The organism is Micromonospora sp. DT31 (genome assembly GCF_049841795.1).
Lineage (GTDB): Bacteria > Actinomycetota > Actinomycetes > Mycobacteriales > Micromonosporaceae > Micromonospora.
In genome coordinates this window covers 110,653-122,377 of the sequence record NZ_JBNCKZ010000009.1, presented here as the reverse complement: position 1 = coordinate 122,377, position 11,725 = coordinate 110,653, and the positions used below count along the sequence as shown (strand labels likewise).

Annotated in this window: 8 protein-coding genes, 1 pseudogene and 1 riboswitch; of the genes and pseudogenes, 4 read left to right on the top strand and 5 right to left on the bottom strand. The window is 72.9% G+C overall.

Annotated features, from left to right (window positions below; all coding sequences use genetic code 11):
- On the bottom strand, window positions 1-933 hold the full coding sequence (locus ACLQ2X_RS17350) for an ABC transporter substrate-binding protein (RefSeq protein WP_425682067.1): 933 nt from the start codon (window positions 931-933) through the stop codon (window positions 1-3).
- A 105-nt stretch (window positions 934-1,038) separates the two neighbouring features.
- A riboswitch (cobalamin riboswitch) is annotated at window positions 1,039-1,132 on the bottom strand.
- A gap of 120 nt (window positions 1,133-1,252) precedes the next feature.
- Window positions 1,253-2,563, bottom strand: a pseudogene (locus tag ACLQ2X_RS17345) (M14 family metallopeptidase); the annotation flags it as partial.
- Between the two features lie 203 nt (window positions 2,564-2,766).
- On the opposite strand from ACLQ2X_RS17345, the gene ACLQ2X_RS17340 reads away from it, so the two are divergent.
- On the top strand, window positions 2,767-4,107 hold the full coding sequence (locus ACLQ2X_RS17340) for a C39 family peptidase (protein WP_425682066.1): 1,341 nt from the start codon (window positions 2,767-2,769) through the stop codon (window positions 4,105-4,107).
- 40 nt (window positions 4,108-4,147) lie between these two features.
- On the opposite strand, the gene ACLQ2X_RS17335 is transcribed toward ACLQ2X_RS17340, so the two are convergent.
- Genes ACLQ2X_RS17335 through mqnE form a run of 3 tightly spaced genes read right to left on the bottom strand, consistent with a single transcriptional unit; the run spans window position 4,148 to window position 6,067 of the window.
- A complete protein-coding gene (locus ACLQ2X_RS17335) occupies window positions 4,148-4,426 on the bottom strand; it encodes a DUF4229 domain-containing protein (protein WP_425682065.1) in 279 nt (92 codons plus the stop codon).
- A 26-nt stretch (window positions 4,427-4,452) separates the two neighbouring features.
- Window positions 4,453-4,890, bottom strand: coding sequence for a hypothetical protein (locus ACLQ2X_RS17330; protein WP_425682064.1), 438 nt, complete (start codon window positions 4,888-4,890; stop codon window positions 4,453-4,455).
- 7 nt (window positions 4,891-4,897) lie between these two features.
- Complete coding sequence (gene mqnE, locus ACLQ2X_RS17325) at window positions 4,898-6,067, bottom strand: aminofutalosine synthase MqnE (RefSeq protein WP_425682063.1); 1,170 nt, start codon at window positions 6,065-6,067, stop codon at window positions 4,898-4,900.
- 231 nt (window positions 6,068-6,298) lie between these two features.
- Between mqnE and ACLQ2X_RS17320 the strand changes: the two genes are divergently transcribed.
- From ACLQ2X_RS17320 to ACLQ2X_RS17310, 3 genes are all read left to right on the top strand, one after another.
- Window positions 6,299-7,909 (top strand): NlpC/P60 family protein, encoded by a 1,611-nt coding sequence (locus ACLQ2X_RS17320; RefSeq protein ID WP_425682062.1) that lies wholly within the window; start codon window positions 6,299-6,301, stop codon window positions 7,907-7,909.
- Between the two features lie 107 nt (window positions 7,910-8,016).
- Window positions 8,017-9,606 carry a hypothetical protein gene (locus tag ACLQ2X_RS17315; RefSeq protein ID WP_425682061.1) on the top strand — a complete coding sequence of 530 codons (1,590 nt, stop codon included), beginning with the start codon at window positions 8,017-8,019 and terminating at the stop codon, window positions 9,604-9,606.
- A 192-nt stretch (window positions 9,607-9,798) separates the two neighbouring features.
- Window positions 9,799-11,619: a DEAD/DEAH box helicase gene (locus ACLQ2X_RS17310; RefSeq protein WP_425682060.1), complete on the top strand. Its 1,821-nt coding sequence runs from the start codon at window positions 9,799-9,801 to the stop codon at window positions 11,617-11,619.
- Window positions 11,620-11,725: the final 106 nt, after the last annotated feature.

Sequence of the window (11,725 nt, the reverse complement as noted above, 5' to 3'; positions counted from 1 at the left end):
TCAGGCCGGGACCTTGGCGGTGGCGTCGACGATCACCCTGAGCAGGTCGACGACGCGCGGGCCCCAGCGGGAGGCGATGTCGTCGTCGAGCGCCACGATCTGGTTGTTCCTGACGGCGGTGATGCCGGCCCAGCCGGTGCGCGCCTTGACCGTGTCGGAGTTCTGCTTGCAGCACTTGGTGTCGGCGAGGAAGACGAAGTCGGGGTTCGCCTTGACGATGACCTCCTGGGAGAGCTGCGGGTAGCCGCCGTTCTTCCCGTCGGCGTCGGACGCGTCGGCGATGTTCGTCAGGCCGGCGAGGGCGTAGATGGTGCCGATGAACGTCTTGCTTGTCGCGCTGTACAGCTCCGGGCCCAGCTCGTGGTAGTAGGTCAGCTTTTCGGTGCGCTTGGGCAGGTCCTTGGTCAGCGCGGCGATGTCGTCCTTCATCTTCCGCACCACGGCGTCCGCCTCGGCCCGGTGGCCGGTGAGCGTGCCCAGGTCGGTGAGCTGCCGGTACGTGTCGTCGAGCGTGGTCGCGGCGGGGACCTGCAGGACCGGGATCTTCAGCGCGACGAGCTGTTCGGCGATCTTGTTGAGGTTGTCGGAGATGACCACCAGGTCGGGGTTCCTGGCGGCGACCGCCTCGGCGTTCGGCTGGTAGCCGGACAGGTCGGTGCGCGGCGCCTCCGGCGGGTGGTTCGACTGGTCGTCGACGGCGGTGACCTGCTTGCCGGCACCGACGGCGAAGAGCATCTCGGTCGGGGTCGGCCCGAGCGAGACGATCCGTTCCGGTCGCTTCTCCAAGGTCAGCTTGCCGACGCTGGCCGGGAAGCCGGCGCCGGAGCCACCGTCGGCGGGGGTGCCGGTCGAGGTCTTCTCGGCACAGCCGCCGAGAAGCAGCGCGCCGACCGCGAGCGCGGCGGCGAAGAGCCGGGGGGTACGTCGGGACATGGAACCTCCTGTCGGTCGAGGAGCGTGGTGCTTCGCCGACAGGAGAGAGGCCCGTCCGCGAGGCGCCCTTCCTCGAGAGCGCGTGTCGCGACCTGCCGCAGGCGACCTGGCTCGTCCCACGCACGTCGGCACCGGCGGGAGGCCGGTGCCGCGCGTACGGGGCATCACAGTTGCGGGACAGCGCCGGTTTCACACCGGCTTCGCTGTGGCACGGTCCGTGTCACCGTAGCGCACGACCAGCGGTGATCGCCCGGACGGGAGGGGTGGGTGGGGACCACGGCGGGGGTGGAACCGGGGTCCCCACCCGGGATGGGGGTCAGCAGTACTGGCTCTGCTTGCCAATCGCCCGGTACGGGCAGTCGGCGTACTCGACCAGCAGGAGCACGGCCTCCCGGTTGCGCGAGGTCTGCGCCGGGATCACCTCGTCCGGCGGGTAGAAGCCGCCGCCGGAGGCCGAGCCGGGGTACATCTCGAAGGTGTAGGCCCAGATCTTGTGGGCGCCCCACATCCAGTCGATGCTGGTGCCGTCGGCGATGTAGAGGTCGCTCGACTGTTCCGGGGTGTAGTTGTTCGTCGCCGCCATCTGCCGGCCGATGGTGGCGAAGGTGTTGTACTGGTCGGTGTTCATCCCGGTGGCGGTGTTGTTGTACGTGTAGCCGTACGGCCAGAGCACCAGCTGCGAGTAGGTGTGGAAGTCGATGTTCGCCTTGATCTGCTGCACCCCGCCGACGACCCGGCTGTTGACGAACGTGCGCAGCGCCGCGGTTTCCGGGGCGGAGAAGGCGGACGGGCCCCGGTAGGTCTCCGACGACTTCGAGGTCGACGAGCCGCCGCAGCAGCCCCACTGGTAGCCCCAGTTGCGGTTCAGGTCGGTGCCGACGGCGGTGGAGCCGCTGTTGGGTTGCCGGTTCTTGCGCCAGGAGCGGTACGAGCCGGTGGCGATGTCGTACTCGCTGCCGTCCGGGTTGACGGTGGGCACGATCCAGATCTCCCGGGAGTTGACGATGTTGGTGATCCGGGAGTCGCTGCCGTAGTTGTCGGTGAACAGGTTGAGCAGGTAGATCGCCATCTCGACGGTGAGGTGCTCACGGGCGTGCTGCTGGGCGTTGAACAGGATCTCCGGTTCGCCCTCGTCGGTGCCGACGTTGTCGGAGATCTTCACGGCCATCAGGTCGCGGCCCTGGTAGGACGTGCCGATGCTGAGCTTGCGGGCGATGCTCGGGTGGTCGGCGACGACCTTGTTCACAAGCGTGGTCAGCTCGGCGTAGTCGTGGTAGTTCGAGTCGGCGGACGGGAAGGCGTACGTGGTGAGACCGCTGGTGGGGGCGGGGGCGACGTCCTTCTCCAGCCGGAAGCCGAGCCGGGTGATCGCGTTCGCCTCGGCCGCGGTCGCCGTGACGTGCAGCACGCCGTGTTCGGAGAAGTCGATGGCGGCGCCGGTGCCGGCGACGGCGGTGCGGTCGGCGGCGGTGCGTGGGCCGAGGACCCGGTAGGCGACGGAGGCCGGTTCGCCCGCGGGTTCCGGAGCGGGCCGGGCGACTGCGGGTGAGGCGGCGGCGGTGACGACGGTCAGGCCGACGGCGGCGGCGAGCGCCAGTCGACGGCGGAGCGAGGACGCGCGGAAGGCCATGGACAACTCCTCCTGTACGGGAGATCCCGTTGTCCGGACACTTCACCAGGACTCACATGGTCATATCAATATCTATCTCTATCTTGGCCCATCCCGACCGGATCCTCACGTCGGCAATCATTTTCCATGCCGGAACATCTGGCGAAAATTCCCGCCGAGCGCGACAGTGAACGGCAACGATGCCGTTTCCCCGTGGAGCTGCCATGTTCGGAAGACCCCTGCGCGCGGTCGCCCTCGCCGGCCTCACCGCGCTCACCCTCCTCGCCACCACCGCACCAGCCCAGGCGCACGGCCCCCGGCCCGGCGTCACCCACGACGAGCAGATCACCTTCCAGGAGTTCTCCCGCTACCCCGACTGGCGTGGCGGCACCCACCAGGGCACCCGGGCCGTGCCCGGCCGCCAACCCGCGCTGACCATCGACCGACCGGCGGGCACCACCGAGTTCACCGACGAGCACACCGGCACCACCCGCACCTGGGAGTACGCCACCTGGACCGCGCCGGAGCGGCAGATCGGCTTCGACGCCACCGAACTGGTCGCGTCCTGGAACGCCACCACCCCGCCCGGCACCTGGATCCAGGTCGAGCTGCACGGCACCTACAACACCGGGGAACACACCCCGTGGTACGTGATGGGCCGCTGGGCCTCCGGCGACCAGGACATCAGGCGGGCGACGCTTGACGGCCAGGGCGACCCCTGGTCCAGCATCTGGACCGACACGTTCTCCATCGACGACGCCTCGGCCGGGGTGCTGCTGCGCTCGTACCAGTTGCGGCTGACCCTCTACCGCGCCCCCGGGCAGGCCGCCGCCCCGCAGGTGCGGATGCTCGGCGCGATGACCTCGAACGTGCCGGACCGGTTCACCGTCACGCCGAGCCGTGGCGGCATCGCCTGGGGCACCGAACTGGCCGTGCCGCGCTACTCGCAGAACGTCCACATCGGCGAGTACCCGGAGTACAACGGCGGCGGTGAGGCCTGGTGCTCCCCCACCTCCACCGAGATGGTGGTCGAGTACTGGGGCCGCAAGCCCTCGGCCGAGGACACCTCCTGGGTCGACCCCGCCTACCCCGACCCGACCGTCGACCACGCCGCCCGGATGACCTACGACTACGAGTACGAGGGCGCCGGGAACTGGCCGTTCAACACCGCGTACGCGGCGAGCTTCCCCGGCCTGGAGGGGCGGGTCACCCGGCTGCACTCGCTGGACGAGGCGGAACGGTTCATCAAGGCCGGCATCCCGGTGGTCACCTCGCAGTCGTTCCTCGCCAGCGAGCTGGACGGCGCCAACTACGGCACGGCCGGGCACCTGTTCGTGATCGTCGGCTTCACCGCCGACGGCGACGTCATCGTCAACGACCCGGCGTCGTCGTCGAACGACGCGGTGCGCAACGTCTACCCGCGGGAGCAGTTCGAGCAGATCTGGCTGCGCACCAAGCGCTACCGGGCCAACGGCACCGTGGCTTCCGGCTCCGGCGGCATCGCGTACCTGATCAAGCCGATCAACCGGCCGTGGCCGGTGGTTCCGGGCTCGACCAACTGGTAAGCGACGGGGGGCCCGGCGCGAGGTGCGCCGGGCCCACCGCTCAGCCCTCGCGGCGCTCGCCGTCCGGCTCGGCCAGGTCGTCACCGGCGAGCGCGGAACGCAGCCGGTCCTTCTCGGCGCGACGCCGCTGCGCCGCCTCCGCCATTTCCTCGGCCATGTCGTCCCGCAGCCCCTTGAGCAGGAAGAACGACAGCGTGGCGGAGAACAGCAACGCCAGCATCAGCCGTAGGAACATGTTCATCTCGACGAACCAGAGGGCCGCCAGCACCGCGGCGAACAGCCCGATCCGGCCCAGCGTGTACTTGACCGCCGCGCTCATGCCCGCATTCCCACTCTCTCCACGTCTCAGCCCGTCCGCCGGTCCAGCCAACGCACGCCATGAAACCAGACCACCGCGTAGACGACGGTCAACACCGCCGCGGCCAGCGCGCCGGTGAACAACGCGGGCAGCCCTGCGGCCAGTCCGGCGGCCAGCAGGCCGGAGAGCACGCCGAGCGCGAGGCCGACAAGCGCGGCCAGCACCCGGGGCGCACCGAACTCCCAGGCCCGGAAGTCGTCCCAGAACAGCCACAGCGGCAGGATCACCGCCAGCCAGCCGTTGGTGTCGCCGAACCGGCCGTCACCCAGGGAGACGAACACCCCCTCGAACAGCAACAGCGCCAGCACCCCGATGACCAGACCGGCGAGGGACACTCCGAGCAGGTCACCCAGGGTGCGGATACGCCCCTCGGCGTCCCGCCGGGGAAACGTGGCCTGCTGCTGCTGTTGCTGTGCGCCGCTCATCGCCCGGTCAGGCCCAGACCTGCTGCGGCTCGGCGCGACGCTCGGCCATCGACGGCGCGGCGTCGTACTCGCGGACGGTCTCGTACCGGGTGTTCCGCTCCACCGGGCGGAAGCCGGCGTCCCAGATCATGTGCAGCAGGTCGTCCCGGTGCATGGTGTTCGGCGTGCCGTACGAGTCGGCGTCGTGGGTGATCTTGTATTCGACCACCGAGCCGTCCAGGTCGTCCACGCCGAAGTTCAGCGAGAGCTGGGCCACCGACAGCCCGTGCATCACCCAGAAGCACTTCACGTGCGGGACGTTGTCGAACAGCAGCCGGGAGACCGCGAACGTCTTCAGCGACTCGGCCGGCGAGGCCATCGTGGTGCCGGCCTGGATCCGGTTACGGACCTTGCCGTCCGCCGAGTCGACGAAGTCGTGCTGGTAGCGCAGCGGGATGAAGACCTGGAAACCGCCGGTCTCGTCCTGCAACTCCCGCAGCCGCAGCACGTGGTCGACCCGGTGCCGGGGCTCCTCGATGTGGCCGTAGAGCATCGTCGACGGGGTCTTCATGCCCTTGGAGTGGGCCAGGCGGTGGATGCGCGACCAGTCCTCCCAGTGGCAGTTGTGGTCGACGATGTGCTGCCGGACCTCCCAGTCGAAGATCTCCGCGCCGCCGCCGGTGAGCGACTCCAGCCCGGCGTCCATCAGCTCGTCGAGGATCTGGTCGGCGGACAGCCCGCTGATCTTCTCGAACCACTGCACCTCGGTCGCGGTGAACGCCTTGAGGTTGACCTTCGGCAGCGCGGCCTTCAGCTCACGCAGCACCTTCGGGTAGTAGCGCCAGGGCAGCGTCGGGTGCAGGCCGTTGACGATGTGCAGCTCGGTGAGCTGCTCGTCCTCCATCTCCTTGGCCTTGCGCACCGCCTCGTCGATCCGCATCGTGTACGCGTCCTTCTCGCCCGGCTTGCGCTGGAACGAGCAGTACGCGCACGACGCCGAGCAGACGTTCGTCAGGTTCAGGTGCCGGTTGACGTTGAACATCACCCGGTCGCCGTTGAGCTCGGTACGCCTGTGGTGCGCCAACCGACCCAGCCAGGTCAGGTCGTCACTGGCGTAGAGGGCGATGCCGTCCTCGCGGGTCAGCCGCTCCCCCGCGTACACCTTCGCTTCGAGCTCGCGCTTGAGTCCGGCGTCCATCCGAAAGCCACGTCCTTCCACCTGGGGTTCCGATCGAGCGTACGTCGCGGGCCGGACGCGTCGCCGACGTGGTCGACCGCGCCGGCCCGGGTTCGCCCACGGTCACGCTCCGCACATCGACATCGTTGCCTCGGTGAGGTAAGACAGGGTGGGGCGGAACACACACCAGGGCCGCCCTGTCCCGACACGCCCCACCACGCGTGGCGGGCACCAGACCGGACGGGGAGCGGCATGGCCCACAGCACCAAGACCGGACGGCGACGAGGGCGGCAGCCCGTGATCTCGCCGGTTCTGCGCCCGGCGCTCTGGTCGGCCCTCCTCGGGGCCGTCGCGGCCGCGGCGCTCGCCACTCCCGCCTGGGCCGACCCGCTGCCCGACACCGTTCCGCACACCGGCTCCCGCCCGCAGGCCGCCGGCTCCCTCCAACTGCCCACCGCGCCGGGCGCCGTCCCGGGCCTGCCCGGCGGCGCCGCCGTGACCGGTCCGGGCAGCACGGCCGGGCTCCCCGGCAGCACGACCGGGCTCCCCGGCACCGCGCCCGTCGTCCCCAACCCGGCCGACGGTCCGCTGATCGCGCAGATCAACCTGCTCGACACCCAGGTCGCCCAACTCGGCGCGGACCTGCTCCGGGTCAAGGGCGAGCGGGACACCACCCAGGCCGAGCTGATCCAGGCCGCGGCCCGGCTCAAGGAAGCCCAGGAGGCGCTCACCCGCGCCCAGGAGAACGCGAAGAGCGCCGCCGCCGCTGCGGTCAAGGCCGACGCCGCGCTGCCACCCGGCGAGTTCGGTGCCAGCCTGCGCGAGCTGGCCAACCTCCAGCGGATCACCCGAGGCGACAAGGCGGAGGGCGCCACCACCGCGACGACGGGTGAGCTGCTGCGGGCCACGAGCGCCGAGCAGGTGGCCCGCGAGGCGCACGCCTCGGTGCAGCGCCGGGTCACCGAGCGGACCACGGAGTTCACCCGCATCGAGACCGACCTGCGCAAGCAGGAAACCTCGCTGCTCAAGCTGCGCCGCCAGAACGCCGCGCTGCTGCTGGAGATCGAGCGCCGCAACGAGGCCGCCGAGCAGCGTCTGGGCGACTCGTACCTCGCCCAGAGCATCGACGGCCTGGTCTCCGACCCGAAGGCGCTCGCCGCGGTGCGCTACGCGCTCGCCCAGCTCGGCGACCCCTACCTGTGGGCGGCGGAGGGCCCGGACCGGTTCGACTGCTCGGGCCTGATGCTCGCCTCCTACCAGGCGGCCGGCTACCAGGGCCTTCCGCGGGTGGCCAAGGACCAGTACTTCGCCACCCGTGGGCGCTCGGTCGCCCCGACCGCCCTCCTCCCCGGTGACCTGCTCTTCTTCGCCTCGGGCAGCAGTTGGCGCAGCGTCCACCACGTCGCCATGTACATCGGCAACGGCAAGATGGTGGAGGCCCCGCGCAGCGGCGACGTGGTCAAGATCTCAGTGGTCCGCTGGTCCCGCCTCTACGCCGCGACCCGGGTGATCGGGGCGGTGCCCGGCTCGACGATGCCGGTGCCGGTGGTGCCGAGCCCGCCGCCCTCGGCCAAGCCGTCGCCGTCGCCGAAGCCGACGAAGACCGCCAAGCCGAAGCCGGACCCGACCACGCCGAAGCCGCGGCCGACCAGCCCGAAGCCGGCGCCGAGCACGTCGAGCCCGGCACCCGACCCGACGCCGAGCAGCCCCTCGCCCAGCCCGTCGCCCAGCCCGTCCGACACGCCGGAGCCGACACCGAGCCGCACCGAGAGCGCCGCCCCGAGCAGCAGCGCCGCGCCGGCCAGCAGCAGCGCCGCGCCGTCGGACAGCAACTCCGCCAGCCCGAGCGGCAGCGCCGACTGACCCGACTCTCCGCTCGGCTGTGCTCACGGGCCGGAATGTGGCACGGTGAGATCCAGGCAGTTCCGGCCGCGCCACGGTCGGCGGCGAGCGTGGGTGCGGAGGGCAACATGGGTGAGCACGAGGTTGCGGCGGAGAAGGTTGATCCGGGACCGACGTCCGACCCCGCCGACCCGGCCGGCGACCCCGCCGACCCGGCCGGCGACCACGCCGGCCCGGCCGCCCCGACGGCCGTCGCCCGGGCGCGGGTAGCCGTCGCCGGCTCCGCCGTGCCACCGCCCACCGGCGTCGAGCGGTCCCTGCCGGCCTCCCGTGCCACGACGTACCGCGCGGGTGCTCCGGCGGACGCCCCGCCTCTGGACCGGCGGCTCCCCGGCTCCACCGTCCCCCCGACCAGTTGGTCCGCCTTCGCCCCGGCCCAACGCCCCGCCGTCCAGGCCGAGACGGCCGGTGACGCCGCGCCCGGCGGTACCCCCGCGGTGAGCATCCCGGCCCCCCGCGTGTCCGGTTCCGCCCGGGTGCCCCTCACCACCGACACCCCGACCGGCGACCCGGCCCCGGCGGCCGACCGGCACGACGGCGACGACACGCCCGACCCGGCCGGCACGACCACCCCCGAGCCGGCCCGGGAGGCCGGGTCGGCCGAGGTGTCCGGGAAGCCCGAGCCGGCGAATACCTCCGAGCCGGCGCAGCAGGCCGGGCCCGCCGGGTCGGGCGACGCCACCCCGCCGGGCGAGGTGGCGCAGGTCCGGGCCAGCGTCGCGGTTCCCGGCATGAGCCGGGCCACCGCCGAAGAGGTCGCCGCATCGGTGCCGACCGCGCCCGCCGCCGCGACGGTCTACCGGACGGGCCCGGTGACCCCGGAGCCGCCCGAGCCCGCGCAGCCGCCGGAGCCCGCGCAGCCGCCGGAGCCGCACGGTCCCGAGCCCGAGCCGGCGCCCACCCCGGTCCCCGGTCCGTCCACCCCACCGGCACCCGAGCCGGAACCTCCGCTCCGGCCGACACCGCCCACGCCCACCCCGCCGCTGCCGTCGCCACCGGCGCCGAGCCCGCCGGCGCCGATGCCGCCCGGGCCGGTGCCGCCGGTACCCGGACCGCCGGTTCCCCCGCCCGGCCCGGCGGTGCCACCGCCCCCACCACCACCCGGCCCGATGCCCGCACCGCCGTTCCCGCCGCCGCCGGCGATGGCCGGCGCCGGCCCGTCGGCCGGGTCGCCGTTCCCGTCGGAGCCGGGCGGCACGCCCCGCCACCTGCCGCCGACCACCCGCACGTCGGATCCGCCGTCCGCGCCGCCGACCTGGACGGCGGCACCCGTCTCGGCGCCGCCGGCGCCCGTGGTGCCGCCACCGGCGCTGCCCGCCTGGCCGCCACCGGGCGCCGGCACCCGGGACTCCGAGCCGGCCCGTCCGATCCGCCCCCAGCCCGGCAGGCCGGGCCCCACCGGCACCATGTACGGCGGCACCGAGGGCCCCGGGTTCGCCACGATCTCGTTCCCGCAGGGCAACCCGTTGGAAAACTCCGGTTCCCTGACCGGGCACATCCTGGCCCAGGGGTGGTCCGAGGACCCGCCGGCCGCCCGGAAGAGCAACACCAAGGTCGTCATCGTGCTGGGCGTCGCACTGCTGGTACTCATCGCGATCAGCCTGCTTGTCGTCTTCCTGGCCAACGACGCGTTGAGTGGCCTGACCGGGGCACGCTGAGCGGGTGACGGGGTGAGCCCGCACACTACGGTCGCGCACCGGCGTGGCCGATACGGCCCGACGGCCGTACACTTGTCGGGATCACTGACCCGGCGCGCCCTGACTGCGCGCCCATGGGCGATCTTGCGGGCGATTCGGCGGCTGACGGCCGCGGCGGGCCATCGCGGATGCGCCCCGCTCGAAAGGCATTTCTTGACCACCTTCGCTGCCTCCGGCACGTCCCCGTCCGTCGACCCGACCCCCGACACCTTCGACTTCGCCTCGCTCGGCCTGCCCGGGCCGCTGGTCGAGGTGCTCGCCCGGCAGGGCATCACCACTCCGTTCGAGATCCAGCGGGCCACCGTGCCGGACGCGCTCGCCGGCCGGGACGTGCTCGGCCGGGGCCAGACCGGCTCGGGCAAGACGCTCGCCTTCGGCCTGCCGATGATCGCCCGGCTCACCGAACGCAACCGGGCCCGGCCGCTGCACCCCCGCGCGCTCGTCCTGGTCCCCACCCGAGAGTTGGCCATGCAGGTCAACGACGCCCTGGTGCCGCTGGGCAAGTCGGTGGGCATCTTCCTGAAGACCGCCGTGGGCGGTGTGCCGTACGACCGGCAGATCGACGCGCTGCGCCGGGGCGTGGAGATCGTCGTGGCCACCCCGGGACGCCTCGGCGACCTCGTCAACCGGGGCGTCTGCCGGCTCGACGACGTCGAGATCACCGTGTTGGACGAGGCCGACCAGATGGCCGACATGGGCTTCCTGCCCGAGGTCACCGAACTGCTGTCGAAGACCCCGGCGAACGCGCAGCGGCTGCTCTTCTCGGCCACCCTGGACAAGGACGTCGACTCGCTGGTCAAGCGGTTCATGACCGACCCGGTCACCCACTCGACGTCGCCGGCGACCGCAGCCGTGTCCACGATGGACCACCACCTGCTGCTGATCCCGCCGCACGACAAGTTCGCGGTCGCGGCGTCCATCGCCGCCCGCGAGGGCCGCACCATGCTGTTCGCCCGTACGCAGCTCGGCGTCGACCGGCTGGTCGAGCAGCTCGCCGCGGTGGGCGTACGGGCCGGCGGCCTGCACGGCGGCAAGACCCAGCGCATGCGCACCCGGACGCTCGCCGAGTTCCGCGAGGGCCGGACGAACGTGCTGGTCGCGACCGACGTGGCGGCCCGGGGCATCCACGTCGACGGCGTCTCGCTGGTGCTGCACATCGACCCGCCGAAGGACCCGAAGGACTACCTGCACCGGGCGGGGCGTACGGCGCGCGCCGGTGAGTCGGGCGCGGTGGCGACGCTGGTCCTGCCGAAGCAGCGCCGCACCACGCTGGCCATGATGGAGAAGGCGGGCGTCGCGCCGGCCGAGGCCCGGGTCCGGGTGGGCGACGCCGCGCTGGCCGAGCTGACCGGCGCCCGCGAGCCCAGCGGCGTACCGGTGCGGGAAGAGCCGGAGCCGCGCCGGGGCGGCCCGCGTCGCTTCGGCGACCGGGACGGCCGGGGCTACGACCGGGGCGGACGCGGTTTCGACCGGGGCGCCCGAAGCTCCGGCGGTGACCGGGACAGCCGCGGCTTCGGCGGCGACCGGGACAACCGGAGCTTCGGCGGCGACCGGGACGGGCGGGGCTACGCCGACCGGTCCGGAGCCGGTGAGCGGCGTTTGGGCGACCGGCCGGTCCGCGACGACAGGCGCTTCGGCGACCGGCGGCCCGACGACCGGAGCGACCGCTTCGGTGACCGGGGCTCCGCGGACCGCGGCTTCGGCGAGCGCGGTCGGTCCGGCGGGGACCGCCCGTTCGGGGAGCGTCGCGGGCCGGTGGCCGGCGGCGGGGACGACAGGCGGTACGACGACCGGGCCGGTAGCCCGCGCGGCTTCGGTGACCGTCGCCACGAGGACCGGCCGCAGGGCGAGCGGCGCTTCGGTGACCGGGCCGACACCCGGCCGACCGAGCGTCGGGCCGGTTTCCGGGCCGACGGGCGGGGCCGGGACGACAGGCGCGGCTTCGGCGGACGCCCGCCGGCGCGTACCCACTGATCGACGGACTGACCACGGACGCCGGGGCCGCGCACCCCCCGGCCGGCCGGCGTGGGGCCAGCCCTGCCGGGGACGCTCCCGGGGCGGCAAGTGCGGGGCCAGACCC